Source organism: Pseudocolwellia agarivorans, assembly GCF_002000085.1.
GTDB classification, from domain to species: domain Bacteria; phylum Pseudomonadota; class Gammaproteobacteria; order Enterobacterales; family Alteromonadaceae; genus Pseudocolwellia; species Pseudocolwellia agarivorans.
In genome coordinates this window covers 167,549-194,482 of the sequence record NZ_MUZU01000010.1, presented here as the reverse complement: position 1 = coordinate 194,482, position 26,934 = coordinate 167,549, and the positions used below count along the sequence as shown (strand labels likewise).

The window sequence follows — 26,934 nt, the reverse complement described above, 5'->3', positions numbered from 1 at the left end:
TAATTAACAGGGTTATGAATATTAATGAGTTTACAGATAATCTATCTAAACTTATAATTCTATTCTGACTTGCTTGGAGCTATACATATGCTAGGAATGCTAAAAAAACACACCGTCGAATTGAGTCCCGAAGTATTTGGAAGATTAACTAACCAAGGAATTCCGATCAAAAACCAAATAATTGAACGCAGTTTAACTTATGCTGACGAAGAATATATAGATAGCTGTGAAACAGATTCCAATGGTGAATTTAGTTTTAACCTAAAAACAATAAAATCACGCTTACCAGGAAATGTTTTACATGAACCTATTGTTCGTCAGGCCATTTATGTCGACTTCGAAGGTAAGAATTATCTCTTATGGCATGCATTTCAAGATGGAATAGAAATAATTGTAGAGTTCCAACCTAAATTAAAAAACCTTATCGCTGATATTAGCACTCCGGAAAAAGACTTTAGAATTACAAGTCAATCTAACAACAATAAAAGTTATAAAATATTTTCTATTTGTAACTGGTAAATATGAACAAGGATGTAATTGTGAATATATTAAGCAACACAAGTCTCATTTAAGACTCATATCAACAAGATATCTCATTCGAGAGTAAGCGATAATGTAAAGAGCTTTATGCGTTAGATTCCCTTCCCATGTAACCTATAACCATTATTAACAAGGTAAAACATTCTAAAAGCTAGCTTTGCTTAAAAATAAAATGGGCCCCAACAAATATAATTAACGGGATTATGAATATTAATAAGTTTACAGATAATCTATCTAAACTTATAATTCTATTCTGACTTGCTTGGAGCTATACATATGCTAGGAATGCTAAAAAAACACACCGTCGAATTGAGTCCCGAAGTACATGGGCGATTATCAAATAATAAAACACCTATATCAAACCATAAAATAAAACGTTGCCTTATCTATGGTGATGAGGAGTATATTGATGAAGCAATTACCGATTTTTACGGTAAGTTTCAATTTCCCTCAAAAAATATAAAATCAAGATTACCTGGAAATCCACTTCACGAGCCAAAAGTGCAACAAATAGTTTGCATGGAAGTTGAAGAAAAAGTCTATTTAATTTGGTTTTCAAACCAAGATGGTTTACACATAAATCCTTTATATTGTAGCTATCTAAACAACCTTAATGCTGACATTTCAAATGAAAAAGAAAGCTTTTGGATTGATGACATTAAAGATCCCACACAATCATATCAAATTCATTCTATCTGTAGATGGTAAAAATTATAAGGAAGTAAAATGAGTTTATTAACACCAAATTTAGCAGTAGAGTTATCTGATGTTTCCTACCAAATTACAAAAGCTAATTCAGTAGGCGTTTTTGAAATAGCTGTAAGTAAAAATCTAGCAAACCATTTTAATTTTGATTTATCCTCTAAACCCGTAGCTGGAACTTCTGGAGGTTATGTAGCCCATGCTAAAGGTCAACAAACTGGTTTTGCATTAATTGGTCAAGGTAAAAGCGTACAATACAAAAATGATATTGTTATCGCTGTTCGTGGCACTAACTTTACTAGTTTAAATGACTTATCTACCGACGCTCGTGCTGCCACAAGTTCTACTGAGCGGGGTTCATTAGTCCACGCAGGGTTTAATTCTGTTTTTGAATCAATGAAAAACGAATTATCTCACTATATTAACCTAGTTCCGGCAGGTGCTACACTACATTGCGTAGGCCATAGTTTAGGTGGTGCCATTGCAAACCTTATAGCTGATTGGGCAAAACAAAAACTTGCGAACGTTAAGCTTTATACAATAGGAGCGCCCAAAGTAGGATTTGCTGACTTTGCACTTAAAAATACAAATTCCCTAGGCCAAGAAAACATTTTTCGCTGTACTAAAGGCTGTGATCCTGTCCCTATGGTACCTGTATGGCCTTTTGTTCACGCACCATATAATGGTTATGAGTATAGGGTTGATAATAGCGGTTTTATCAACCCTTTAAAACATCGTGTAAAATATTACAAACAAAACATGCTTGGCAATGATTGGGGAAGTTATCAACGAATAGTGAGTTTTAATAGCTTTAAAAGAGTCACATTAGATGCTCGCTTTAGTCACCAAGTCAGTAGAGACTTATTTTGGATGAACCGCCTGAGTGAAGCTTTACTCACTTTATTAAGACAATTAGGTGGTGGCATCGCAAACCGCATTCAAAGTGGTATATCAAATGGTCTAAATTTTTACGATCAAATCGCGATGGTACTATCTGACGTAAGTATACATAACGCAACGTCTACAGGACAATTACAAGGTTTATTAGCTCATATGCTAGTGTTTTCAGGCCAGATTGGTCGCGAAGTGAAAGAACTCAGTTTTGAATTTATAAGCTGGGTATTTAAAAAAACGCTTGAAGTCGTTAGCCGTTTAGCGCGTGAAGCCTTAAGTTAAAAACCCTACAGCGAAAGCCAAACAATCCTTTTATGTTTGGCTTTCATTTATTTAAATTCATAGTTACTCAACTATGTCACCTCACCCTTTATCTCTCGATAGCTCTTCTTCAATGCTTTAACCACTGATGCCTGCTGCTTTTCGTTTAACTGCTGATATTGAAGCGAGGTATACAGTTGGGTAAATTTAGCAAATTCAATGGCGAGTGTTGGCCATTCATTTTTGATCACTAAGACAAAGTCTTTCGGGGTCATGTCTGTTGGTTTTTGTATGCCCTGTTTAGCTAAGTGTTCAAGTATTTGTTGGTAGTAGTAATTAATATTTTGTGGTTTACGTGCTTGGTTTATTTGGCGTACTACCCACCATAAAACAATGGCGCTTATTAATACCAGTGCGTAATAAATTAAGGTCAGCCAATGTAGGTCGAGCATTGATTTAAAAGCGAGTGCTATGTTTTGTAAAAACTTGTTTTGCTTGTCGGCGGTGTAGCCTATTACCCAACGTGTCCAGTTATAGTCAATGGCTTCAAGTTGTAATCGAATGCTGTTAATAAAAGCGTTGTTGTTGCTAAAACGTAATAGCGAAAAGTTTTCTGAGGTGGCGGCTTGTTCTCGCAATAGTTGTTCTGAAAATCCACGTTCTACTCGTTCAGGGTTTATAGCAGCGGTTGGGTCGACTCTTGTCCAGCCTTTGCCTTGTAACCATACTTCGCTCCATGCGTGAGCATCGCGTTGGTAAATGCTGTAGTAGTCGGCTTGGGCGTTATATTCTCCGCCCATGTAACCGGTAACAAGTCGAGCAGGTATACCTGCAGCTCGCATTAAAAAGGTAAAGCTGCTCGCAAAATGTTCACAAAATCCGGCTTTGGTTTCAAAATAAAATTGATCCAAACTATTATTCGTTAATCGCGGTGGATTTAGGGTGTAACGATAAGTATCTTGATTAAAAGTAGCAAGAACGGCGTTAATTAAGGTTTCGTTATTTTGATACTTTGCACGTAATTCTTTTGCCTTTTCAACCAGTTTTGGATTGCTTTGTTCGGGTACTGCTAAGTTTCTTTGGTAAGAGCGTTGGCTAATATTTAACGCTAGCGGCGCTTCTACATAGCTGGTTACATTATAGCTGGTGTTTTGTGTGAGTTCTTTTTTGCTATACAGCGAATAATCTTGTCGGTACACAATATTGGTACTTTGCGGTTTAGTGCTGTCGATACGCGCAAGATCTAACCCGAACAGCCAGTTTTGATACGTAGGCGAGGCTATAACTTGGTAATTTACACGTTTACCCTTCGCGCTAGCTTGATCAAATGGGTATTGATAAATAACACTTGGGTTTATGTTGGTTTTCCATGAGCGTCCGTCAAAATTTTCCATCACTATAGTACGCCAATACAATTGTGAATAATTAGGTACGGTTTGCTCAAACTTAACTCTAAACGCCAATTCGTCAGACAATGCTAAGTTAGCTATATCGCCCACTTGTACAGAATCAGACAACCCTGTTTTAGCACTTTTTGCCGTAGGCACTGCCCATAATGGCGAGAGTTTAGGAAATACAACAAACAGAAAAACAGCTAAAGGAATACTTTGCATAAACACTTTGCTTGAAAGCTTAAGGGTATTTATATAGTTTTTAGTTGGCGCAAAATATCCAATGATAAGCGTAAAGTTAACAATAAGAATACAAAATATAATAAGAGAAAAGTACAAAGATTGCTGAAAAATTAACGACGATACCGCAACAAACAATCCTAATAAAACAATTTGATAAAAGTCGGCTCGTTTGTTTTGTTCAAAGCTTTTTAAAATATACGATAAACACAGTAAATGCAGCATGGTTGATAGCAAACCTAAGCTTTTTGCCGTAAAAGCTAATAACAAACAACCAATTACTGAGAGTACACCTATTAATATTTTGCTGGGTTGTGGCGTTTTATTTTTGGTGATGAGTATTTGCCAAACTAAACAAATACCAATAATAGATAACATCCACCACGACAATTCTAACGACAAGGTGATTAAGTTAAAAAACTGACAAGCAATCAGTAACAAAATGCTGTTAGCGCGTAGTTTAAAGTTTTGTTGCCTTGTATTAGCTAATTGAGTTTTTTTATTTTTAGCTTTTTTATTAAACATTAAGCGCCACCTCAGATTCAGCATGACTATTTAATGCAGACAACGCGGCGCTATGTTGTGGTTTGCCGTAAAAAGCTAAAGCGGTTAAACATTTATTGATATGCTTATTACCCGTTGATGGTGAAATTTGAATAGCGTCTAAATCTAGCCCGAACGGAATATTGTTTTTATGATGATCGAGTATTAAAAAGCACAGCATTTCTAATTTTGTTTCAATAGGTGCAGATGGCAGTTGCTTTAAGCTTAACCAAACTTTATGGCCTAGCTCTATTTGTGTGGTTTTAGTTAACCAGCCTTGGCCGCGAGCAAGTTGTTTCCATGCAATTTTAGCGTTCGACTCACCCTGTTTGTATTCACGTAATTCGCCAAAGTCTTCCCCACCTTCAACAACATTATTACCGTTTATTTCTTCATGCTGTTGCGACGAGTCTTGCTTTATATGATGAAAGGTATTTTTAGCGGGATAGGTGATTACTTCACAATCAAAATCTAAATGTGTCCAACATACAAATAAACCCAAAGGATATTCACTTAATATTTTTAAGCGACCCGGATTATTTACACCACGCTTTAGTGCGTGAAACGGTATTTTAGTAGCAGACTCACCCTCTTTTATCGCTACTTCAGTGGTTTGTTGGTTGTTCTCAAACTCAAAATTAATATCAAAACGTGGCTTGTTGCTAATAATGGTTAAAGGAACCGAAACGGTTTGTGTCGCATACGCGCTTACTTGGCTTTTAAATAAAAACTGCAAACCAAACATATTTAAAAAGCTATACAGCATAGTGGTTAAAAACACGCTAGCAAATAAGTAGCTCATTAAAATAATTAAGTTGTTTTGGTAGTTAGTACCTAATAAAAATAAAACGAATACCGACAGCACGTAAGCCAAGCCAAACTTAGTGGGTAATATAAAAATATTTTTATTACTTAAGTTTTGCTTAGCTGCCGCTGGCATTCTTTTTTTCAAAAAAGTATTAAAGCGCTTTTTAAAAAATGGTTTTAGTTGTTTAAACATAATAGCCAAGAGTTATTTACAAAAATTGATTACAGCGAACTATTTACAATGGGTTAGTTGGGTCAACTTGCTGCAGTATATTTTTTGCTGCGCTTATTTCGTTGCTCATAGAAATTGTACCGCTGGTGTCTAAACGATGTTCGCAAACGGCTTCAAAAACGGCTTGAATGTCTTGCGGTAAAACATGATCTCGATTATCAATAAACGCCCAAGCTTTAGCTGACGCTAACAGTGCTTTACCTGCTCTTGGCGATAATGGATTTACATTACCTAAACCGTTACGAGATATACGACACAAGGCTATAACGTATTCTAAAATAGCGTCAGATACGTGAATGTCTTCTACACTTTTTTGAATATCAATAAGTTGTTCAGGGCTTATGCAAGCAGCTAAGTTAGTAATGTCGTGCTTGTTGTTGCTATTACTGAGTATGCGCTTTTCGGCCTCTATACTCGGAAAGCCCAATGAAATTCGCATGGTAAAACGATCTAATTGCGACTCAGGTAACGGGTAAGTTCCTGAATGAAATAAAGGGTTTTGTGTAGCAATTACAAAAAAGGGTTCTGTTAACGGATAAGTTGTTCCGTCTATACTGACTTGTGCACTTTCCATCGCTTCAAGCAATGCACTTTGTGTTTTAGGGCTAGCTCGGTTAATTTCATCGGCCAGCACAACCTGATTAAAAATAGGCCCTTTATGTAAGGTGAACTTATTTTCAGCAGTATCGAATATTGAAATACCCACAACATCTGACGGTAACATGTCGCTCGTGAATTGTGTGCGCTGGTAAGACAAACCCAAGGTTTTAGAAAGCGCCTGAGCTAAGGTAGTTTTACCCGTACCCGGCAAGTCTTCGATAAGAATATGACCTTTGGCAAATAAACACGCTAAGGCTAAGCGAATTTGAGGCTCTTTTCCGATAACAATAGAACCAACTTGTTGAACAATAGTAGATAGTAAATGCTGCATAATCCCTACGACATATTTTTAGATTATTGAAGTGCAGTCAACTTACCGTATATAAGTGCTGAGCTCAAACGAAAAAACTTATTTAACCATATATAAGCAATTTTTTAGTGTTAATTCAGATGGATAGTTCGCAATAACGAAACCAATTTTCTTATAAGTGTTTAATGCTATTTCATTATGAGAGAACACAAACAGTGAACATTGAGTAACGTTTAATTCTTGAAGACCTAACTCACAAAGACGATTGATTAACTCTTTTGCTAAACCTTTCCCCCTAAAATTAGGATTTACAATAAGTCGAGCTAAATGACATTTACCTAAACGCAGGTAATATTGCCCAAAAGCTAAAAAATCAGAGTCGTTCGATACAAGAGAAAAAGAACTTAAATCATTAAGCTGTAAATCATCAACAAAAGAGGTGTTGTTATAAGGAAAGCTAAAGTTAGGGCCAGCCCAGTCCGTAAGGTCTTTTTCATTAGAAAACCAACTCATCATTTCTATCAAATGTTTGTTAAGAGGTTGTACGAGTTGCATACTTTTCTTTCCTTCGCTTACAAACTAAAACACCATTACGTGATCAACAAGGTATTGGCCATTTTCATAAACCAACAGCATTTCAGCTACAAACTCACCTTCCGCTTTACTGAAGGTTTGCTTCCAAATAATGGCTGCTGCATTTGGTCTTTTAAATACAGCTACAGGTGTTCTGTCACGAAATACACCTTTTTCATTTTGGTAATGTTCACAAACCGATTGAAGATAAGCAGGTGTAACTATACCTTTCATCCGTTCTGTAAAGTGCAGAACATGTTTTGTATGGTTTATTTCGGTAGACGCAGCCATTAAGTTATCCATAATAGGATCAGCTATATCAAAAATTTGCTGGTCTGATAATGATTGAAAGTTCATAGGGTTCCTGAATAATTTAGGTACTTAACTTGAGATAAAAACTCAAGAGATCCATTCCTGTAATGAAATAGATCTTTAGGTAAAGTAAAAAGTTTTTAATCAGACAAGTAATACTCAACCGTAGATACCACTCTAACCTTTTTGATATGAGGGTTATTTGTATCGCGTGCACTTATACTAAATCGACCTTGTGACGCTCTTTTAATTTTACCTAATTTACTTTGAGAGTCAGACGCAAATTTTGTGGCGACTTCCCTCGCCTTACGTGTCGCTTCTTCAATCATTTCAGGCTTAACTTCGTTTAATCGAGTAAACATGTATTCAGTGCGCGCTTGATAATTTGCTCCCGTAAATACAATACCTTGTTTGCCAAGTTCTGATAGTTTTCCCATTATTTTACGAACAGCTTGTACGTTTTTAGAATATACGGTTACGGTTTGAGAAGCTGAATAACGAAACTCGGGTTTAAGATTATTGTTATAAAGTTGAGCTGATTTATCTATTATCGCTGGAGATGAAAAGGATATTTCGTCTAAACTAATATCGTAACTTTCAAGAAATGTTCTAATTTTTACAGTATTTTGTTCAATCGCGTTATAAAGTGATTCTAAATTATTACCCGCTGTACTGAATTGTATTGGCCATATAACAATGTCGGCTTCATATTCACGCTCAGACAATCCTTTAACTGTTACGCTACGCTCGTACTGTTTATATTCAATAGCCGCATTACCCAATAAGTAACCTAACGCAGATAAACCAATAAAAATGAAAACGCCTAATATTAACGCACTTATTTTGCTATTTGGTTGCACAAAACTCTCCTTAAACATTACGATAACAACACATAATTAAGATGCTAAAAAAGACAAGCAGTATTATATACTCAAGTCACTTGAGTATATACCCGTTACCACTTGCATTTTAATGGCTATATTGGTCATTACTTTTAGATGAGTTTGTCGGGAATTGTAGAGATATACCTATTAACATTAAGTTCAAGCCTATATTTTCAATGTATACAAGCTGAAAAAGACAATACAAGGTAAAAACATATGGAATATTTACCAAAATACTTAGCCTATAAATTTAGGTGGTTTTCGAATGCATCTATATTAAGGCTTTATTTTTTTTGTATGTGTGCTGTTATTGTATTGCCATTTTCAGTTCCATTACTAATACGCATAAATAGTCATTTAGTATTAGCTATGCTTGGCATATATCTATTTTGTTTAGTGGGAATACTATCAGCCCAGTATTATTCAAGACTCAAAGATTTATCAGGAATACCTAAACCTCATGACCCGTTAAAACATGTCGCTTTTATGGTTTTGGTTTATTTATTTTTATGCTGTTCTTTACTTTTAATTATGTCTCCGCTCATTGAGAAAATTTACTCTTAATGAAGCTAGAGGCTTTGACATTTCATGTTTAAATTCATTACAACAATGAGCAAGAAGCATTTAAACGGATCCCTAGAAAAGCGCTTAATAGCTATATAACAATTTATTTTATTAAACTGAGTTGCCAATTATGTATTTTAGGTTGATTTACACGGTAAATTTCATCAAACAGTTTATCTACATTTTTACGGCTCTCGTCAATATCGCCAATCACATTTTGATACTCACTAATACAACATTTTAAGTAGTTACAACATGGCTTTACTAGTTAACTACTTGTTGCATATATGATAAATACAATATTTTTATAAAATAAAGTCCCACACCCACAATCGCACCACAAAAGAGCGTTCAAAACTCAACGCAACCCAATGCAGTGCAACCAGCCTTTACCTTATGGTTAATAAAACTATTATTTATTAAGTTAACAAGGTAAATACCTGAAAATATTCATAGAAAAAGTGAAACAAACACTTGAAACAATTGTATATCTTTTTTTTAAACACAAATGTATCTAGCTAAATGAGAATATAGGTATTATTTTTGCTTCATTTTGGTTAGTTAGAAATTAAATATTATAAAAAGCAATCTAGATTGCACCATGTGAAAGGAAATAATATGTCATTGAAAAGTCAATTAATGCAATTATCACAAAAAGAAAAACGTTGGTTACCTTGGTTCGGTACAAATGGTAAGTTAGCATTAGGTTGGTCTTGTTTTATAAATAAAAGTACATATTCAGCAGTAGAACAAACATTTGAAGGTATAGCATCTACTCGCGTTAAGCTTCTTCAAATGTGGACAAATAATCAATGGGAGCATTTAAATTCTCTAAGTAGCTTAATTAACGTACAAGCACTTGAATCCAACCAAGACTTGCTGTTGCAAAAACAACAAGTAGCACCTGATTTTTCTGAAATTTTTATTTTAGATGCCACAAATAATGTTATTGCAAGTAGTTATTTAAAAAGGATTGGCGATCGCCACAATCAAGAAGACGTACTCACAAAAATAACAACAAAACCTTTTTTACATGGGCCTTATGTGGATCCCCTCACCTTAGCAATTGGACCTTCTAGCTCACAATTTCATGATGAAGTTACCTTAATGTTTTATTTACCTATTATTGAACACGATGAAGTTATAGGTTTTATTGGTGGCCGAGTACCCAACGATGTTTTAGGTGATTTGATACAACGTGAAGCTGGGCATATTTACGCAGAGTCTGGCGACAACTACTTGTTTATGGTCAATTCAGTGTTTGACCCTAATATTAAACAGGGCACTGCATTGTCACGATCTCGCTTTGAAGATAACACTTTTAGCCATGGTGAAAATTTAAAGTCTGGTATTAATACAGGGTTTGGTACAGTTAAAATTAAACGACATACTGAATTAGAAATTAGATTTATTGATCCTTCAACACAAGAACTACATCCTGGTATTAGAGAAACCATTAAAAATGGGAACAATTTATTTGTAACTTACCCCGGCTATTCAGACTATCGTCATATTCCCGTTATAGGAAAAGGCGTTACCTTTCAATTGCACGGTTCTCCTGATACCTGGGGCATGATGTGTGAAGGCGATTTAGAAGAAGTTTACCGACGACGTTCAATTAATTTAGGCTTAATGAAACTCTATTTACTCATGGTAACGAGTATTGTGACTATTCATGGAGTTTTGTCTGCTTATACCGATTTTTCAACCGTTCTAGTTAATACCATTACAGGATTATCTGCACTATTAAGCGGCTATATTTTTTCTATGTGTGGTACCAATAAAGTTTCTAAACGCCTAAATAAAATGACGCAAGTATTAAGAACAATTGCTGAAGGTGAAGGTAATTTAACGCAACGCCTTGATCCTAAGTATATTAAACACGATGAAACTGGTGATATGAGTCGTTGGATAAATAGCTTTATTGATAATTTAGACGGCATTGTTGGTCATGTTATTCATGCATCGAATAACGTTAAAGAAACCAACGAACAGATGCTACACAAAAATGAAGAAGCACATAATAGTTCACATCAAGTACATGAATCTATGCTACATATGCAAAACTTAATCGAGAGTCAACGCGAGGTTATTTTACGAGCATCAGACACTGCTGAAGAAATGAAATTAAGCATGGTAAATGTGACTGAGAAAGCTAAACAAGATTACGAAGATGCGCGTTCAGGTACTCATGCTATTCGTGATATTGTTGATACAACGGCTCAATCTGTACAATCTATTGATGCTCGAATGAGTGAAATTGGTAATATTATTAATGTAATAACCGATATCACCAATCAAACTAATTTACTTGCCCTAAATGCTGCCATAGAGGCAGCTAGAGCTGGTGAACATGGTAGAGGTTTTTCAGTAGTTGCTGATGAAGTACGTAGTTTAGCTAGTCGTACAGCTGATGCTGCACAGAATATAAAAGACATGATCCAAGGTCTTCAAACAGAAACGCAAACAGCGGTAAACTTTATGGAATCGGGCGTTAAAGATGTAGACCAAAGCTTAAAATTGACAGAAGCTGCCTCTAGCGGAAATCAAGAGTTACACAACATTGTAGAAAACATGTTTGATACGATTAGCATTATTGAACAAAATAGTGCGCGCAATGGAGAAACGGCTCGTACCGTAACGGAAGTAACCCAACAAATGGAACAATCTATACTAGGGCTGGCAGCTAGTTCTGGTATGGTTGATACAACCGCTAATAAATTACAGCAATTAGTAGGTACATTTAAAGTGAGCAATGCTAGATAAGAGCAATGAATACATTTTTGAGATGATTCATTGTATTTGTTTTAGTTGCTCATCAATATTTTTTGTTCTGTTATCCATTATATTTTGAACATTATTTGCGTTATTGATTAAGTCTTTTATTTTATTTGATTGTGGCGGTACTAAGGTTTCATTTTCGTTATTACCGCTAGGTTTAACACGTTTGTATTCGTTTTTATCTATTGGTTGAATGGCTGGAATTATGGTTAGATTTTCTGGTTTTTCCCAAGCTTTGGCATTCTCAACTTTTTTGTCTGAGTAATGCCAAATGCCCTGCTCGTCTTGCCATTTATAAATAGTCGGATCTTCACCACTATTTAATAAGTTACTCTCTTGATTTAATAACGAATTCGTTTTATTAACTACTGTATCTTTAAAATTCGTTACTTTTTGTGTAACGCTTTGATGATTATAAAAATCAGATAAGTTTAACCAAGGTTGTCCGTTAGGCTTTTTTAATACAAATAAACTGCCTAAGCTCAAAATAACAATGCATATGATTAAATACAAAAACTGTTTCATAACAATTAATACTGGCCTTGGTTAGCGTTTGCTGCATCTTCTAAATATTTAGCTGAAAGCTTTTGATAATTAAAACGGCAGATAAGAAAAGATATAACTCCCACTAAAACCAATACAATAATTGACGATACATTACGTACCAACGAAAGCAACACTATGATGCTAGGAATGGTAATAAAAATAACCAATAATAACTCGGTTTGTTTTTTTATTTTACTGTAACTAAATAACCCAATCGAGAATAAAATAACAACAAACCACATGTCGAAGGTAAATTCTGTTAATCCTTCAAACGATAATAAATTTTGCTTGGCGGCAACTGACGTTAATGTTGCTGTTGAAATGTGAAATATAATTTGAAAAACGAATAAATTTACAATTAAAAATAAAACGGGAAGTTTGGTTTCAAGAAAACTAGGCTCTTTTAATTCATTGTTATTTAAGTATTGGCGCACTTTAAGTCCTTTAATGAGTGAGATATTTGAATATACTGACGAAAATCACAGAATAATATTTTACCCTTTTAGTGAATACAAGTAATTATCCGTATTAAATAGGGATATTCCATAACAAACTAAATAAATAGAGCAAATAATTAAAACATACAAAAAACAACAAACAATTGAATAGTTCACTATTTATACAAAACCTAATATTAGTACCATGTTTAAATTCATAACATTACTAAAATGATAAAAACACACTAAAATTGTTCATTCTTCCCACGACTTTGCCCTTTTAAATTTGATATAAAAAAACATTGTTAAATAGTTCAAATAAGTCTTTGCTATACATAAAATATTAGCAATAATATATGTTCATTATTTTCGCGGGTTATAGCTCTAATCAGCTATGCCTTAACTATAGCAATTGAAAGAATGAATTCACCAATTTACAACTGAAATAATGAATTTATTAATTCAATTGGTATTACTGATGAATTACAACGTAATGCATTCAGAATAATCAAATAAGATAGAGTTCCCATGAATTTATTAGAGCAATTAAAAAAAGTAACTACCGTTGTTGCAGACAGTGGCGATGTTGATTCAATTAAAGCCTTGAACCCTGTAGATGCGACAACTAACCCTTCTTTAATTTTACAAGCAGCTAAATTACCACAATATAAAAGTCTTATAGACGATGCGATTGCAAAAGCAGGTAGCAATATTGATGACGTTTGTGATCAATTAATTGTTAATTTTGGTTGTGAAATTTTAAAAATAATCCCAGGTCGTATTTCGAGTGAAGTAGATGCTCGTTTGTCGTTCGATACACAAGCAAGTATTGAAAAAGGCCGTAAGTTAATTGCTTTATATGCTGAAGCTGGTATTGCTAAAGAACGTGTTTTAATTAAATTAGCCTCTACATGGCAAGGCATTAAAGCCGCTGAGCAATTAGAAAAAGAAGGTATTGCTTGTAACTTAACTCTATTATTCAGTAAAGCTCAAGCCATTGCATGTGCAGAAGCTAACGTGACTTTAATTTCTCCATTTGTAGGCCGTATTTTAGATTGGTACAAAGCAAGCGAAGGTAAAGACTTTGTTGGTGCGGAAGATCCAGGCGTTATTTCTGTTACAGGTATTTATAACTACTATAAAACTTACGGATATAACACAGTAGTAATGGGCGCAAGCTTCAGAAATACAGGTGAGATCATTGAATTAGCAGGTTGTGACTTGCTTACGGTATCTCCAGCTTTATTAACTGAATTACAAAATACTGAAGGTACTTTAGAAACTAAACTGTCTACAGACGGTATTGAAGTTAAATCGCAAAGCGAAATTGTTCCATTAACGGAAGCAACATTTGCTTGGCAACATAACGAAGACGCTATGGCATCTGAAAAACTATCTGAAGGTATTCGTAAATTTGCTGTTGATCAACGCATTTTAGAAGACCTAGTTGCTGATTTAATTAAGTAACTACACATCTAACCTATTACGTTTTGCGTAATAGGTTTTATTTTGTTTATGCTTTAAATACCTATCTACTTTAAAACATAAACAAAATAAATATTATCACTGTAAACACGTTTAATAGGCTTACTTCCCTAATTTTATTTCAATGATTGCAATACACACTTAATATTCATGTGTTAATTCTTTAATTATTGATATTTATTAGCGTTAGTTGCAATAACAGGAACTCAATATGACTTCAAGAACATCACTCCCAAGCTGGCAAAAACTCATCTCGCACGCAGAAGAAATGAAACAACAACATATGGTTGATTTATTTGCTAACGATAGTGAACGTTTCTCTAAGTATTCAATAAAAACACCAGCGTTTTTATTTGATTACTCTAAAAATTTAATGTCTGATGAAACGTTTAGCCTACTTCTAGATTTAGTTAAGGCATGTGATATTGAAGAATGGCGCAATAAAATGTTTTCTGGTGAACGTATTAACAAAACTGAAAGCAGAGCAGTTTTACATACCGCATTACGTAACCGCTGCAATACACCTATATTAGTAGATGGTAAAAATGTAAACGAAGATGTTCAAAAAGCGTTGAATCACGTTAAAGCTTTTAGCGATAAAGTGCGTTATGGCGAATGGCTAGGCTATTCAGGCGAATGCATTACTGACGTTGTAAGCATTGGTGTGGGTGGTTCTAATCTTGGTCCTGAAATGGTAACTGAGGCTTTAACTGAATACGGCTCTAAAGATATTCAGATGCATTACGTGTCAAACGTAGACGGTACTCAAATTGCCAATGTATTACGCCCTCTAAATCCAGAAACAACGCTATTTATTGTTTCAAGTAAAACATTTACCACCTCTGAAACCATGACAAATGCGACAACCGCAATGGAATGGTTAGTTGCTGCTGCATTTGACAAAAACGTGATTGCACAACATTTTGTTGCGGTATCTTCAAACAAAGAAAAAGCAACAGCCTTTGGTATTAACGAAGAAAACATATTTGATATGTGGGATTGGGTTGGCGGCCGTTTTTCTTTATGGTCGACTATAGGCTTACCGATTGCTATTGATTTAGGCTTTGATAATTTTGTTGAATTACTTGAAGGCGCATACGAAATTGATGCTCACTTTTGTAATACGCCTTTAGAAAAAAATGCACCTGTTATTATGGCTATGTTAAGTGTATGGAATACTACATTCTTAGGCTCGCAATCTCAGGTTATTCTACCTTACGACCAATCATTACATCGCTTACCTGCTTATTTACAACAGGCCGAAATGGAAAGTAACGGTAAATCAGTTTCTTGGGAAGGCGAAGAAATCACTTATACGACTGTACCAGCAATTTGGGGCGAAATAGGCATAAACGGACAACATGCTTTTTATCAATATTTACATCAAGGTAATACAATTGTTCCTGCTGATTTTATTGGCTCTGTAGAAAGCTTGATCCCAGTAAACAATCATCACGATATTTTAATGTCTAACTTTTTTGCTCAAACTCAAGCTTTAATGCAAGGTGTTACTGAAGAGCAAGTACGTGAAGAATTAACAGCTAAAGGCATGTCGGCAGAAGAAATTGACAAAGTAGCCCCGCATAAAGTACATAAGGGTAACCGCCCTTCTAACACTATATTAATGCAAAAATTAACACCAAAAACGCTAGGAAGTTTAATTGCGTTATACGAACACAAAATATTTGTACAAGGTATTTTATTGCAAATTTGTTCGTTCGACCAATGGGGTGTTGAATTAGGTAAAGGACTTGCTAACAAAGTATTAGCTGAATTATCGGCAGATAAATTAAGTGATAATTTAGATAGTTCTACTCATGGTTTATTAGATTTTTATAAATCATCTAAGGAATAGGTTAGAAAACGCATGACAACAAATACAGTAGAAACATTTAAGTTATCAAATACTCAAGGTGACGAAATAACCCTTTGTAATTATGGCGCTAGAATTACCCAATGGAATACCATTGTAAAAGGTGAAACTCGTAATATTGTTCTTGGGTTTTCTGATCCTACAAAATACCTCGACGATAATGCTTTTTTAGGTGCTATTGTTGGGCCTTATGCCAATAGAATTGGCGGTGCATCTTTTACTGCAAACGATACAAAATATCACCTTGCAGCTAACGAAGGTAAAAACCAATTACATGGTGGTTCTAAAGCTTTTGGTGAATTATTTTGGCAAGTAAGCAGTAAAAGTGATCAAGTATTGACACTTACGTGTTATTTAGATGATGGTTTTAATGGCTACCCTGGCCCTATTAGTGCTGAAATTAACTATGAATTAACCAATGATGGTGCTTTAGTTATCTCAGGTAAAATGACGAGTGAGCAACTAACGGCTATTGGGCCAACATCGCATCCATACTTTAATTTAATGGGCGCTGAACAATCGGCTCAAGCCCATTCATTGCAAGTTAATGCATCGAACTACACTCCTACTGATGAGGTAAATGTACCGACAGGTGAGATTGCTTCTGTTGAAGGAACAGCCTTTGATTTTAGAGAAACACGAGCGTTAAATTTAGGTGTAGGCTTAGACGATTTAGATCATAACTTTATTATTGATGATCACGGATATAAATCACACGCAGAAAACGTGTTAAATAAACAAGGTGTTTTAACCAGCCCTGATAATACATTAGCATTACATGTTTCATCTAATTTACCGGGTGTTCAAGTGTATACGGGGCGTTATTTAGAAGCGCCTTTCAACTCATTTCAAGGCATATGTTTAGAGCCTCAGTTCTTTCCTGATAGCCCAAATAAACCACATTTCCCTTTTGAGTTAACCGGACCTGAAACACCGTTAAGCTTTAAAATTGTTTACGCCTTGGTGAAAGCTTAGTTTAAAAACTTTACCACTGAGAGCACAGAGAAATTATTTACTTAATCTTTTCTCGGTGAAGAACGTAGCCCCTCGTGCTCTCTGTGGTTGATCTTTTAATTAGGGGAATTCGTGTAATTAGCTGACAAGGTTTTCTAAAAAAATTTTACCACCGAGGACACAGAGCTGTGCTTCACACACACAGAGAAGAACAAAACAATAAAACCTTTTTTCTTTATTAATCGTTCCTTGGTTTAGAACCTAGTCCCTCTGTGTTCTCTGTGGTTAATCTTTTGTTTTAAAAGACGTTATTAACGAATTACGCTAATTTCACGAATGATTAAAAAAAGAAAAAGTCTTCTCGGTGAAGAACGGAGCCCCTAGTACTCTCTGTGGTTGATCTTTTAATTAGGGGAATTCGTGTAATTAGCTGACAAGGTTTTCTAAAAAAATTTTACCACCGAGGACACAGAGCTGTGCTTCGCACACACAGAGAAGAACACGGAGAAGGTCAAAACCCTTTTCTTTACTAATCTTTTCTCGGTGTAGGACGTAGTCCCTCTGTGTACTCTGTGGTTGATCTTGTGTTTTAAAAGACGTTATCTCCCTAGATTGAACAAATTTTAATCCTGAAAGATCAACACCCTATTTTAATTGTGTAACAGAGTTTCTTTCAATCACATCAAAACCTAAAACGTTTCTAAAATCGTGGCTATTCGCTTTAGATAAATCTGAAAACTTACCCGACGTTAAAATGGTAATAGCAAGTTCTGCCATTTCTTGGATAGGTTGTCTGATAGTAGTTAAGTGAGGAGAAATTGTTGTTGCTAATGGCGTATCATCAAAACCTACAATAGAAAGTTCTTCAGGTACGGCAATGCCATTAATATGTGCAACAGAAATTGCGGCAGCTGCCATTTCATCGTTACTGGTAAATATTGCTGTGGGTTTATCTTCTAACGCCAGCATTTTTCTGGCAGCAATAACGCCTGAGTCGTAACTGAAATCACCTTGTTCAATATATTCTGGTGGTACGTTAATTTGATTTGATCTTAGCGCATCTAAATAGCCTTGATAACGTAAACGACTTACCCCTTCAGGTGCATTACCAATAATATGACCAATTTTTGTATGGCCTTTTTTAATTAATAATTCAGTTATATTAAAAGCCGCTTGATAGTCGTCAATACAAATATAGGGCGACAAGGTCAGTTGACTGTCTGGCGCTATACGTACAAAAGGAACTTTAGACGCTTGTAGTAAATTCAACACTTCTGGCATATCACACACAGGGGGTAAAAGTATTACGCCATCTACTTGAGTTACATCAATAAGTTCTTGTATAGAATGTAGCGCTGTTTCACCGTTGTCATCTATACCATCAGCTACTATGTGATAACCTTTTGCTCTACTGCTTTTTAATGCTTGGAATAAAAATTTACTCACGTAAGCATTACGCGTATCAAGGTAGAGTAAACCTAAAAAGAATGATTTATTACTGGCTAATCGTCTTGCTGAAACATTAGGTCGGTAATTTAAAGCTTTAACTGCATCAAGTACTAACGCTCTTTTAGCATCACTGACTTTAGAGTCTTCATTAAGCACTCTAGATACTGTCATGTTTGATACGCCTGCTCTTTCTGCGACGTCTTGGATCCTTGCTCTTTTAGGCTTTGCCATTTTTATAATTTACCTAATATTTACCGATGTGTTTAGCGCTATTAATATGCACTAACGTATTTTCTCGCGCTAACATTATATTTAAAAACAAATTTTAGCAAAAACATCTGGTGTATCAAAGGTATATTAAGCGCTTATACCAACGCCTTTTAAAATAATTGCAGTTAATGAATCAACAACCTCGTCAAAATCTTGAGATGATATTTCAGTTTTATCCATGGCAGCAGCAACTTGCACATTAAAATCAGCATAATGCTGTGTAGCTCCCCAAATAAGAAACAGTAGATGATATGGGTTTATCGGGTCGATTTGTTTACTTGTGATCCACGACTCAATAACTTCTACTTTTTCTTGAACCCATGTTTTGAACACACCTGAAAGATAGCTGTTTAAAACCGGAGCGCCATGAATAATTTCGCTGGCAAATATTTTAGATGCATCGGGATCTTCTTTCGAATACATAACCTTAGAGCGAATATAAGCAGTTAACGCGGTTTTAGGATCATCTTGAGCATTTAAGGTGTCGTAATGAGTGTTCCAAATATCAAGAATACTATCGAGTAATTGGCTATAAATATCAGTTTTGTCTTCAAAATAGTAATGTATGTTTGCTCTTGGAATATTTGCTCTTTCAGCAATACGCTTAATAGATGCGCCTTGAAAACCATGTTCAACAAATTCATTTTTAGCGGCATTTAAAATAATGGCTTTATTTTTTTTTCTTATGCTTCCATCAACTGCTTTTTTATCTGTCACTTAACTCCCCTTTATTTTTACGTTTATATTAAGATTCTTCACTATTTTGTCTAATACTTAATATACAACATAAGCGATTCCATATCACATATTGCGTTGATTTAAATTTAATATATGTAATTAAAACCAACGCGTTACAACTTCTACTGTGTTATTAATTTGCTTTGCTCAATCCATAAAGCAAGTTGCTGTCTTTCTTCATCTGTCATCTGAGTTTTATTCATAAACGGCATGTCTTTACTGTCAACCACTCTCGCTTTAATACGAGGCAACCACTGTTTTATAGCTGTAATGTTATCTAAACTGACGCCAGCTTGTGCTACTTTAAAAATATCATCTGTCGGTGATGCTGAATGACAGCTAGAACAACGTTTTTCAATTATTTGAGTAATTGTCGCATCTGATATTTGAGTGCTTTTTTGTTCTTCTGTAAATTCCATTTTTTTAGGTGCAATCGCGTAAGCTAAGGCAATAACAGCCACGATAGCGCCCACAAAAATCATTGGTTTTTGTTTACCAAAATGTCTTAATACAAAGTATTGTCTTATTGCTGCTGTAATTAACACAATAGCCATAAGTACTAACCAATTAGCGCTATGGTTGTAGGTCATAGGGTAATGATTAGAGATCATAATAAATAATATAGGTAGCGTAACGTATGTATTATGTGTTGAACGTAACTTGGCGTTTAGCCCATATTTAGCGTCAGGTTTTCTACCCTCTTCAACCGCTTTAACCAAAGCACGTTGTGAAGGCATAATACCGAAAAACACATTACCCGCCATAATAGTGCCGATAATCGCGCCCATATGCATGTAAGCGCCTCTAGCACTAAATATTTGCGTTAATCCATAAGATAAAGCGGTGGCTAAAACAATAAGAATAGCACCAAGTATTAAGCTATGATCTTTAAGTTTGGTTCTTACTAATATTTCGTAACTACCTACGCCTATAACGATAGAGCCTAAACCTAATAATATTGCTTGGGTTTGGTTAATATCCGCCACATTTTTATCAATAAGGTATGAATCAGCACCTACGTAAAACATTAATGAAAGTAATAAAAATCCCGTTAACCATGTAGTGTAGGCTTCCCACTTAAACCAATGTAATGTTGTTGGCATTTGTTCTGGTGCTAATTTGTATTTAGCCACTTCGTAAAAGCCACCGCCATGAATGGCCCATAAATCGCCAGAGATACCTTTTTCTTTTTTCCACTCAGGTGGATTTTGTAAGTGATTATCTAACCATACAAAATAAAAAGATGCGCCTATCCACGCTATCCCTGTAATTAAATGGGCGAAACGAATAATTAAATTCAGCCATTCCGTAATATAAGGATCCATTAACTATTTCCTCTTAAATAGAGTAAAACATGTGGTGTAAAAATTAACATACTCGTTCACCCATTATGTGTGTTGCTATTACGTGACGTTCGTCGCCTAACATACTTAAAATAAACAATTCTTCTGTTAGTGTTTTGCAATGCTGCATTCGTCTTTCCATTAATGGTGTAGCTTTTGTGTCTATTACAATAAAGTCGGCTTCTGCACCTTTTACAAAGTTACCTATGGTGCCTTCTAAATCTAATGCGATTGCACCACCTAAAGTAGCGAGATAAAACGATTTATACGGGCTAAGTTTATCGCCACGTAATTGCTGCGTTTTGTAACCTTCGTTTAAGGTGCTTAACATAGAAAAAGTTGTACCTGCGCCAATGTCTGAACCTAACCCCACGTTAACGTTAAATTCTTCAGCTTGTTTTAAATTGAATAAACCACTACCTAAAAATAAGTTTGAGCTTGGACAAAATGCGATAGCTGATTCAGTATCAGATAAACGCTGACATTCATCGTCATGTAAATGTACACCGTGTGCAAAAACGCTGCGCCTGCCGAGTAAGTTACTTTTATCGTAAACGTCTAGGTAGTTTTCACTGTCTGGGAATAATGACTTTACCCATTCAATTTCATTTTTATTTTCAGACAAATGTGTATGTAAATAAACGCTAGGGTATTCGTTAAGTAAACGCCCTGCTTCATTCAATTGTTCTGTTGAACACGTAGGTGCAAACCGTGGAGTTATTGCGTATTGAAGCCGACCTCTGTTATGCCATTTTTCAATTAAAGCTTTACTATCAGTGTAACCACTCTCTGCGGTATCAGACAAATAATCAGGGCAATTACGATCCATCAAGACTTTGCCACAAATCATACGAAGGTTTTTTTGTTCTGCAATACTAAAAAAGGCATCAACAGAAGCTTTGTGTACAGTGCCAAAAACTAAAGCAGTAGTTGTTCCTGCATCAAGCATCTGAGAAAGAAAAAACTCAGCAACTTTTTTACCATGCGCTTCATCACTAAATTGTCGTTCAGCGGGAAAGGTGTAGTTTTCAAGCCACTCTAATAACTGCTCACCGTAAGAGGCGATCATTTCTGTTTGTGGGTAATGAACATGAGTATCAATAAACCCCGGCATCATTAAACCATCGGTATAGTGAATAATTTCAGTACCGAAAGGCAATGTAGATAATAAATCATGAGCATGTCCTACGGTATCAACCAAGCCATTTTTAATGATGAGTAAGGCGTCTGGAAAATATTCGTAGCTGTCTTCTAACTTAACTTTAGAGGGATCGGCTAAGAAGTGTAATAACTCACCTCGATAAACTTTTAACATGGTTTTACCTTAATTGTTCTTTTCTAAAGAAATAACTAACGAATGCTTAACGGCATCATTTTTTAATGGATCTAGTGAAATAACATCACAGTTATCTCCTACACCACCACGATCTACAACTAAAAAGTCTGACACTTCGTTTAATGCCAAACAGTAATGATGCCAAGTACCTTTGTGATAATTAACACCTTGATTAGCTGTTGCCAAAAACACGTGTAATTCATCAATATTAAAATCGCCAGCAGGAGCAACAACAACCAAATAAGGTTGTTGACTTAATGGCATAAAAGCTTGGCTTGATAATGGATGCCTTTCCATCATATTGATTGTAATAGGCTGAGCTAATGGTGTTGCTCTGAATATATTAACGAGTGTTCTGCCGTTATTGGTTTCTACATCAATGTTAGCTAAATCATGATAACGCTCTGTAAAACCATCGTTTATCGTAAAATGCTGATTTGACTCATCAACTTCTATCACATCACCAAAAGGCAAAAAGCTTTGTTTTGTTAACGGTTTAGGTTTTACTAAAATTACATCGGTGGTCATTGATTAACTGCCTCGGTAAGTTGAATAGCCGTACGCTGTGAGCAGTAATGGAATGTGATAATGATCACCGCTTGCGTCTAATTCAAATACAATGTCTACATACGGATAAAAGCCTTTTTCATCTATAGAATCAAAATAAGTTTTAGTATCAAAATGCATACGATATAAACCCGCAGGCAATACGAGTTCAGGATCTAATAGCCCTGCAATACGCCCATCATCATTAGTTACTCCATTCGCTAATGAATGCCATACAGAGTCTTCATCCTGTTGAAACAAAGTAATAGGAAGACCTTTAGCAGGTAAACCTCGAGAAGTATCTAATACATGAGTGGTTATTTGGCTAACACCTTGACTCACGGGAGTTGAATTTGTACTAGTCATTATTACTTTCCTCAAGATGCTCTAACATTTTGTCTATTCGTATTTGAAATATTTTACGTTGTTCTTCAACTGCATTTACCAGTTCTGTTTGCCTATTATTAGGTAAACGCTGTTGCAATAACGTCAGCATTTCTTCAGCTGACTTTCCTGTTGCACAAACAATAAAGATAAAACCAAATTTTTGCAGATAATCATCATTACCTTTCGCAAGCTGGGTTAATACTGTTTCATTCGCATTATCAACAGCGCTCTGTTCACCACTGGCTAAGGCTTTGGTATTGGCATATTTAGCTCGAAGCGAATTCACATCACCAATTTTAGGGTGACCTTCAAAGGCTTCTAAATAATCCTTTTCAGTTAGGTTTTTCCAATGTTCGTTTGCAAGGTTTACCAGCTGGGCTTTATCTGCAACAGGTAAAGAATTCAGCATTCGTTCTACCCATTTTGACGATGTACAACACTGCATAAACACATGTAGGGCATCATTTTCAGGTAAGGCGTTTAGTGTATCAATTGCTAAAGAATTACTCATGGTTTGTACCTAACTCACCACCTAATGCTTCATCTAAAGTATTTAGATCCGCTCCAAGTTCAGAACCTTTACCAAATACGCGCATACGTGAAATACCGCCATCGGGGTAAATACTTAAACGTACATGGGTATATATATTTGATGGTTTAATTATTTCATTGATAAACAAGTGCTCGCGGTGTGCGTACAGTTTAGTTTGCTCAATAATGGTTTCCCAACGCGCATTGTTTTGCGTAAAGTCATCATCCATCGTAATAGTACCTTCTAGCTTAAAGCTATCTGGGAAATTACCTTTAAAATGGCAGGTATCAATAATCACTTTTTCTACCGTACCCGACTGGCCTAATTTTACAATGGACCAATCTGGCCCTGGATCGCGACGACGTTTAGTTTCCCAACCATCGCCCATGTCTTTACCACGACCAGGCATAATCAGATTATTTTTATCGCTAAAAAACATATCGCTTACGAGTAAGGCTTTACCGCCATTTTTAATATAAGCTAAATCAACAAGTTCACCTGCAACAAAATCATCCCAGCTCACATCAGCTTCACCGTAAACACGAAAACGAGCTATGCCACCATCAGGAAACATATTTAATCGCACATGAGTCCATGACTTTTCAAGTAACTCACCAGCCGATGCTTGCGTTAATTCAAAGATATTTTGGCTATGTGGCTCTACCGCACTTTCAGCTAAAATTGTATGCCAAACGGTATCCTCATTAGGTTGTACTTCACTTACACACGCCTCAACTGAAACGGTTTGTGGTGCATTACCTCTAAAATAGTTTGTGTCAATATCAAAACCTTTGATAACACCACGAATACCTAAACGGATAATACACCAGTCAAATTCACGCCCGTTGTCTCTACCATAACTGCGGCGCGACTCCCAGCCATCCATCCATTTACCACGTTCGGTATATTTGTCATCAATAAAGATGCCACGACCTGATTTAAGTAGATTTTCCATTTCAGCAAAAAAATCGTCACTACACGACAATGTTTCACCGCCAACACGTTCGCTTGCTAAATCTACATAGTGTGTTTTAAGTTTTAAAGCTAACTCGGCACTCTCACCTGTTAGTTTATTTTGTTGTTGTGTGTTCTCGATCATTATTTGCTCCAATTCATGGCTGAATTTGTTGTTTATCTATTTTTTAAAATCTATTTATATTGAATGCTTTAACCGTATCTACTTTTGCTTCAGTAGTACCTGCCCTTTAGGTGTACTTACAAAACTGTCGTCGCTATAAACAAGCTGCCCACGCACATAAGTTTGTTTAATTTCACCGGTAACTTCTCTACCTACGTAAGGGGTTATTTTATGTTTATGTTTGATCATCTCATTGGTAATAGTGAAAACTTTTGATTCGTCAAATATGGCAAAGTCAGCATGGTAACCAACTTTAATTTGACCTTTGTAATGATCAAGCCCAGCAAATTTAGCAGTTTCATGCGACATTAAACGAGCGATGTCCACTAAACTAAAGCCTCTGTTTTTGGCTTCGGTCCATATAAGAGGTAAACCAAACTGTAAGGCTGAAATACCTCCCCATGCTTTTTCAATATCGCCTGTATCAATATGCTTTAATTGAGGTGTACAAGGTGAATGATCCGACACAATAAAGCTAATACGACCATCTTTTACGGCTGTCCATAACGATTCACGGTTGGTGTTCTCTCGAATAGGCGGACAACATTTGAATAGTGTTTTGCCATCAGGAATATTTTCAGACGCTATGGTTAAATAATGCGGGCATGTTTCAGCCGTAAAGCGTAATCCTGCTTGCTTAGCTTCGCTGATGCTTTCAAGGGCTTCATCAGACGACAAATGTACAATATGCACCTTGCAGTCGTGGCCGTTTTGCTTAGCTTCTTTTGCTAAATCAACCATTAAAGCAACCGCATCGTTTTCCCATTTTTTAGGGCGAGACGCTAAAAAGCTATTGTATTTATCGCCGATAATAGGATCTGGATGCGAACCACAATCTAGCTCTGCATGAATAAGATAAGGCACATTATGTTTAGCTAAAATAGGCAGTGCTTTGCGAATGTCGTTAGCTTGTACGTTAGGAAACTCTTCAACACCTGAATCAATTAAAAAAGACTTAACACCTAATACACCAGCATTTAATAAATCATCAAGTTGATCAATGTTATCGGGAATAACACCGCCCCAAAAGCCACAATCAACCCAAAGTTTGTCGTGTACCGCATCTAGCTTTTCTTCAAATGCCGCTTTAGTGGTTGTTACCGGTATGCAGTTTAATGGCATATCCACTAAGGCGGTTATTCCACCTGCAGCAGCGGCTTGAGTTGCTGTGTTAAAGCCTTCCCACTCTGTTCGACCGGGTTCGTTAATATGCACATGTGAATCAACTAATCCCGGTAAAATAACTAGATCACCGTGATCAATCACTTGGCAATCTAAAGGATGATCATAGTTATGAATAGCAACCACTAATTCATTTTTAATTTCAATACATGCAGGCTTCATTTGCCCCTGAACAATCACTTTTTTACTTTGTAACGCAAAGTGCATAACTTGATCCTAATTTATATCGCTAACTAATTGTTTAATCGTTTTTAAAGGAACACCTTGCTGGCTTCCTTTGTCTTGAACTATATTTTGATGCTCGTTGGCTTGGTAACAACTGATAATTTGCCCCGCAACCGATACGGCAACTTCCATAGGTAACTTACCGGTAACGTCAGGTAAACCGATTGGACAATGCATACGTTCAACTAACGCTTCATCAATATCTCTGTGTTTGTATCTTTGTTTAAATCGACGCCATTTAGTGTCAGACGCAATTAAACCAAGGTAAGCAAAATCGCCACGCTTCAAAATGGCTTGAGAGATATCAAAGTCCATTTGGTGATTATGTGTCATAACGATGAAATAACTATTCGCGGGCATATTTGCTACTTCGTCTTCTGGTGTTTCGCTCACAATAACGCGGGTATTATTAAGGGTTTCGGCATTCACTGGAAATTGTTCTGCTCTGCTGTCTACCCACGTAATTTGGCACGGTAAAGCTGACAATATAGGCATAAGTGCTTGGCCTACATGTCCGGCTCCAAATAACATAATGTTAATACCTGTAGCTGCAAAACATTCGAATAAAACGGTTGCTGTACCACCACAGCATTGCCCTAGTTGGCTACCTAATTGAAAGTGTTCAATATGTTGAGCATTCACGCCTTTTTTTAATAACTTATGGGCAAATTTTGTCGCTTTGAATTCGAGATGACCACCACCTATAGTGTCGAAAAACTCATCATGAGTGATCACCATTTTAGTGCCGCTATCACGCGGTGTAGAGCCGGTAATGCCTATTAAGGTTACCATTACGTAGGCTTTACCTTGCTGGTTAAGCTGGTAGGTTGCACTACTCCAATTTTGCTTATTCATCAAT

Annotated in this window: 25 protein-coding genes; 7 read left to right on the top strand and 18 right to left on the bottom strand. The window is 35.9% G+C overall.

Annotated features, from left to right (window positions below):
• Window positions 1-87: 87 nt before the first annotated feature.
• The 3 genes from B0X80_RS15620 to B0X80_RS15610 all read left to right on the top strand — a co-directional run bounded on the left by B0X80_RS15620 (window position 88) and on the right by B0X80_RS15610 (window position 2,418).
• The gene (locus B0X80_RS15620; RefSeq protein WP_077341935.1) at window positions 88-519 is read left to right on the top strand and encodes a DUF6795 domain-containing protein; all 432 of its coding nucleotides are present in this window, start codon (window positions 88-90) and stop codon (window positions 517-519) included.
• A 297-nt stretch (window positions 520-816) separates the two neighbouring features.
• Window positions 817-1,248 carry a DUF6795 domain-containing protein gene (locus B0X80_RS15615; RefSeq protein ID WP_077341933.1) on the top strand — a complete coding sequence of 144 codons (432 nt, stop codon included), beginning with the start codon at window positions 817-819 and terminating at the stop codon, window positions 1,246-1,248.
• Window positions 1,249-1,266: 18 nt separating this feature from the next.
• Complete coding sequence (locus tag B0X80_RS15610; RefSeq protein ID WP_077341931.1) at window positions 1,267-2,418, top strand: lipase family protein; 1,152 nt, start codon at window positions 1,267-1,269, stop codon at window positions 2,416-2,418.
• 71 nt (window positions 2,419-2,489) lie between these two features.
• On the opposite strand, the gene B0X80_RS15605 is transcribed toward B0X80_RS15610, so the two are convergent.
• From B0X80_RS15605 to B0X80_RS15580, 6 genes are all read right to left on the bottom strand, one after another.
• Window positions 2,490-4,553 carry a transglutaminase TgpA family protein gene (locus tag B0X80_RS15605; protein ID WP_175623961.1) on the bottom strand — a complete coding sequence of 688 codons (2,064 nt, stop codon included), beginning with the start codon at window positions 4,551-4,553 and terminating at the stop codon, window positions 2,490-2,492.
• Window positions 4,546-5,571 carry a DUF58 domain-containing protein gene (locus B0X80_RS15600; RefSeq protein WP_077341927.1) on the bottom strand — a complete coding sequence of 342 codons (1,026 nt, stop codon included), beginning with the start codon at window positions 5,569-5,571 and terminating at the stop codon, window positions 4,546-4,548. The genes B0X80_RS15605 and B0X80_RS15600 overlap by 8 nt, the downstream gene beginning before the upstream one ends.
• A gap of 43 nt (window positions 5,572-5,614) precedes the next feature.
• A complete protein-coding gene (locus tag B0X80_RS15595; protein WP_077341925.1) occupies window positions 5,615-6,541 on the bottom strand; it encodes an AAA family ATPase in 927 nt (308 codons plus the stop codon).
• Window positions 6,542-6,619: 78 nt separating this feature from the next.
• A complete protein-coding gene (locus B0X80_RS15590) occupies window positions 6,620-7,075 on the bottom strand; it encodes a GNAT family N-acetyltransferase (protein WP_077341923.1) in 456 nt (151 codons plus the stop codon).
• 24 nt (window positions 7,076-7,099) lie between these two features.
• A complete protein-coding gene (locus B0X80_RS15585) occupies window positions 7,100-7,450 on the bottom strand; it encodes a hypothetical protein (protein ID WP_077341922.1) in 351 nt (116 codons plus the stop codon).
• Window positions 7,451-7,545: 95 nt separating this feature from the next.
• A complete protein-coding gene (locus B0X80_RS15580) occupies window positions 7,546-8,265 on the bottom strand; it encodes an SIMPL domain-containing protein (RefSeq protein WP_139345332.1) in 720 nt (239 codons plus the stop codon).
• A gap of 1,206 nt (window positions 8,266-9,471) precedes the next feature.
• Between B0X80_RS15580 and B0X80_RS15575 the strand changes: the two genes are divergently transcribed.
• A complete protein-coding gene (locus tag B0X80_RS15575; protein ID WP_077341918.1) occupies window positions 9,472-11,619 on the top strand; it encodes a methyl-accepting chemotaxis protein in 2,148 nt (715 codons plus the stop codon).
• A 27-nt stretch (window positions 11,620-11,646) separates the two neighbouring features.
• On the opposite strand, the gene B0X80_RS15570 is transcribed toward B0X80_RS15575, so the two are convergent.
• Both B0X80_RS15570 and B0X80_RS15565 read right to left on the bottom strand, forming a co-directional pair.
• Window positions 11,647-12,159, bottom strand: coding sequence for a DUF4124 domain-containing protein (locus tag B0X80_RS15570; RefSeq protein WP_077341916.1), 513 nt, complete (start codon window positions 12,157-12,159; stop codon window positions 11,647-11,649).
• A 5-nt stretch (window positions 12,160-12,164) separates the two neighbouring features.
• Complete coding sequence (locus B0X80_RS15565; RefSeq protein WP_077341914.1) at window positions 12,165-12,614, bottom strand: hypothetical protein; 450 nt, start codon at window positions 12,612-12,614, stop codon at window positions 12,165-12,167.
• A 531-nt stretch (window positions 12,615-13,145) separates the two neighbouring features.
• Here B0X80_RS15565 and tal point away from each other — a divergent pair.
• The 3 genes from tal (at window position 13,146) to B0X80_RS15550 (ending at window position 16,950) form a co-directional block, all read left to right on the top strand.
• Window positions 13,146-14,084 (top strand): transaldolase, encoded by a 939-nt coding sequence (gene tal, locus B0X80_RS15560; protein WP_076419946.1) that lies wholly within the window; start codon window positions 13,146-13,148, stop codon window positions 14,082-14,084.
• Window positions 14,085-14,313: 229 nt separating this feature from the next.
• Window positions 14,314-15,957, top strand: coding sequence for a glucose-6-phosphate isomerase (gene pgi / locus B0X80_RS15555; RefSeq protein ID WP_077341912.1), 1,644 nt, complete (start codon window positions 14,314-14,316; stop codon window positions 15,955-15,957).
• Window positions 15,958-15,969: 12 nt separating this feature from the next.
• Complete coding sequence (locus B0X80_RS15550; protein WP_077341910.1) at window positions 15,970-16,950, top strand: aldose epimerase family protein; 981 nt, start codon at window positions 15,970-15,972, stop codon at window positions 16,948-16,950.
• A gap of 624 nt (window positions 16,951-17,574) precedes the next feature.
• On the opposite strand, the gene B0X80_RS15545 is transcribed toward B0X80_RS15550, so the two are convergent.
• The 10 genes from B0X80_RS15545 to xdhC all read right to left on the bottom strand — a co-directional run bounded on the left by B0X80_RS15545 (window position 17,575) and on the right by xdhC (window position 26,930).
• Window positions 17,575-18,609 (bottom strand): LacI family DNA-binding transcriptional regulator, encoded by a 1,035-nt coding sequence (locus B0X80_RS15545; protein ID WP_077341908.1) that lies wholly within the window; start codon window positions 18,607-18,609, stop codon window positions 17,575-17,577.
• A 126-nt stretch (window positions 18,610-18,735) separates the two neighbouring features.
• The gene (locus B0X80_RS15540; RefSeq protein WP_077341906.1) at window positions 18,736-19,365 is read right to left on the bottom strand and encodes a TetR/AcrR family transcriptional regulator; all 630 of its coding nucleotides are present in this window, start codon (window positions 19,363-19,365) and stop codon (window positions 18,736-18,738) included.
• Between the two features lie 143 nt (window positions 19,366-19,508).
• Window positions 19,509-20,711, bottom strand: a complete 1,203-nt coding sequence (locus tag B0X80_RS15535; protein ID WP_077341904.1) for a urate hydroxylase PuuD — start codon at window positions 20,709-20,711, stop codon at window positions 19,509-19,511.
• Window positions 20,712-20,754: 43 nt separating this feature from the next.
• Window positions 20,755-22,044: a guanine deaminase gene (guaD, locus tag B0X80_RS15530; RefSeq protein WP_077341902.1), complete on the bottom strand. Its 1,290-nt coding sequence runs from the start codon at window positions 22,042-22,044 to the stop codon at window positions 20,755-20,757.
• 9 nt (window positions 22,045-22,053) lie between these two features.
• The gene (locus tag B0X80_RS15525) at window positions 22,054-22,593 is read right to left on the bottom strand and encodes an ureidoglycolate lyase (protein ID WP_077341900.1); all 540 of its coding nucleotides are present in this window, start codon (window positions 22,591-22,593) and stop codon (window positions 22,054-22,056) included.
• 3 nt (window positions 22,594-22,596) lie between these two features.
• Complete coding sequence (gene uraH / locus B0X80_RS15520) at window positions 22,597-22,977, bottom strand: hydroxyisourate hydrolase (protein WP_077341898.1); 381 nt, start codon at window positions 22,975-22,977, stop codon at window positions 22,597-22,599.
• Window positions 22,970-23,509 carry a 2-oxo-4-hydroxy-4-carboxy-5-ureidoimidazoline decarboxylase gene (gene uraD / locus B0X80_RS15515; protein WP_077341896.1) on the bottom strand — a complete coding sequence of 180 codons (540 nt, stop codon included), beginning with the start codon at window positions 23,507-23,509 and terminating at the stop codon, window positions 22,970-22,972. The genes uraH and uraD overlap by 8 nt, the downstream gene beginning before the upstream one ends.
• Window positions 23,502-24,629 (bottom strand): allantoicase, encoded by a 1,128-nt coding sequence (gene alc, locus B0X80_RS15510; RefSeq protein WP_077341894.1) that lies wholly within the window; start codon window positions 24,627-24,629, stop codon window positions 23,502-23,504. Before alc ends, uraD begins: the two co-directional genes overlap by 8 nt.
• Before the next feature lie 78 nt (window positions 24,630-24,707).
• Window positions 24,708-26,057, bottom strand: a complete 1,350-nt coding sequence (gene allB / locus B0X80_RS15505; protein ID WP_077341892.1) for an allantoinase AllB — start codon at window positions 26,055-26,057, stop codon at window positions 24,708-24,710.
• 9 nt (window positions 26,058-26,066) lie between these two features.
• Entirely contained in the window at window positions 26,067-26,930 is an 864-nt protein-coding gene (gene xdhC, locus B0X80_RS15500) for a xanthine dehydrogenase accessory protein XdhC (RefSeq protein ID WP_077341890.1), read from the bottom strand.
• Between the last annotated feature and the right edge of the window lie 4 nt (window positions 26,931-26,934).

Bases quoted from the DNA above. Each gene is read 5' to 3' on its own strand.
- B0X80_RS15620 (WP_077341935.1), top strand. From the start codon at position 88: ATGCTAGGAATGCTAAAAAAACACACCGTCGAATTGAGTCCCGAAGTA.
- B0X80_RS15615 (WP_077341933.1), top strand. From the start codon at position 817: ATGCTAGGAATGCTAAAAAAACACACCGTCGAATTGAGTCCCGAAGTA.
- B0X80_RS15610 (WP_077341931.1), top strand. From the start codon at position 1,267: ATGAGTTTATTAACACCAAATTTAGCAGTAGAGTTATCTGATGTTTCC.
- B0X80_RS15605 (WP_175623961.1), bottom strand. From the start codon at position 4,553: ATGTTTAATAAAAAAGCTAAAAATAAAAAAACTCAATTAGCTAATACA.
- B0X80_RS15600 (WP_077341927.1), bottom strand. From the start codon at position 5,571: ATGTTTAAACAACTAAAACCATTTTTTAAAAAGCGCTTTAATACTTTT.
- B0X80_RS15595 (WP_077341925.1), bottom strand. From the start codon at position 6,541: ATGCAGCATTTACTATCTACTATTGTTCAACAAGTTGGTTCTATTGTT.
- B0X80_RS15590 (WP_077341923.1), bottom strand. From the start codon at position 7,075: ATGCAACTCGTACAACCTCTTAACAAACATTTGATAGAAATGATGAGT.
- B0X80_RS15585 (WP_077341922.1), bottom strand. From the start codon at position 7,450: ATGAACTTTCAATCATTATCAGACCAGCAAATTTTTGATATAGCTGAT.
- B0X80_RS15575 (WP_077341918.1), top strand. From the start codon at position 9,472: ATGTCATTGAAAAGTCAATTAATGCAATTATCACAAAAAGAAAAACGT.
- B0X80_RS15570 (WP_077341916.1), bottom strand. From the start codon at position 12,159: ATGAAACAGTTTTTGTATTTAATCATATGCATTGTTATTTTGAGCTTA.
- tal (WP_076419946.1), top strand. From the start codon at position 13,146: ATGAATTTATTAGAGCAATTAAAAAAAGTAACTACCGTTGTTGCAGAC.
- pgi (WP_077341912.1), top strand. From the start codon at position 14,314: ATGACTTCAAGAACATCACTCCCAAGCTGGCAAAAACTCATCTCGCAC.
- B0X80_RS15550 (WP_077341910.1), top strand. From the start codon at position 15,970: ATGACAACAAATACAGTAGAAACATTTAAGTTATCAAATACTCAAGGT.
- B0X80_RS15545 (WP_077341908.1), bottom strand. From the start codon at position 18,609: ATGGCAAAGCCTAAAAGAGCAAGGATCCAAGACGTCGCAGAAAGAGCA.
- B0X80_RS15535 (WP_077341904.1), bottom strand. From the start codon at position 20,711: ATGGATCCTTATATTACGGAATGGCTGAATTTAATTATTCGTTTCGCC.
- guaD (WP_077341902.1), bottom strand. From the start codon at position 22,044: ATGTTAAAAGTTTATCGAGGTGAGTTATTACACTTCTTAGCCGATCCC.
- B0X80_RS15525 (WP_077341900.1), bottom strand. From the start codon at position 22,593: ATGACCACCGATGTAATTTTAGTAAAACCTAAACCGTTAACAAAACAA.
- uraH (WP_077341898.1), bottom strand. From the start codon at position 22,977: ATGACTAGTACAAATTCAACTCCCGTGAGTCAAGGTGTTAGCCAAATA.
- uraD (WP_077341896.1), bottom strand. From the start codon at position 23,509: ATGAGTAATTCTTTAGCAATTGATACACTAAACGCCTTACCTGAAAAT.
- alc (WP_077341894.1), bottom strand. From the start codon at position 24,629: ATGATCGAGAACACACAACAACAAAATAAACTAACAGGTGAGAGTGCC.
- allB (WP_077341892.1), bottom strand. From the start codon at position 26,057: ATGCACTTTGCGTTACAAAGTAAAAAAGTGATTGTTCAGGGGCAAATG.
- xdhC (WP_077341890.1), bottom strand. From the start codon at position 26,930: ATGAATAAGCAAAATTGGAGTAGTGCAACCTACCAGCTTAACCAGCAA.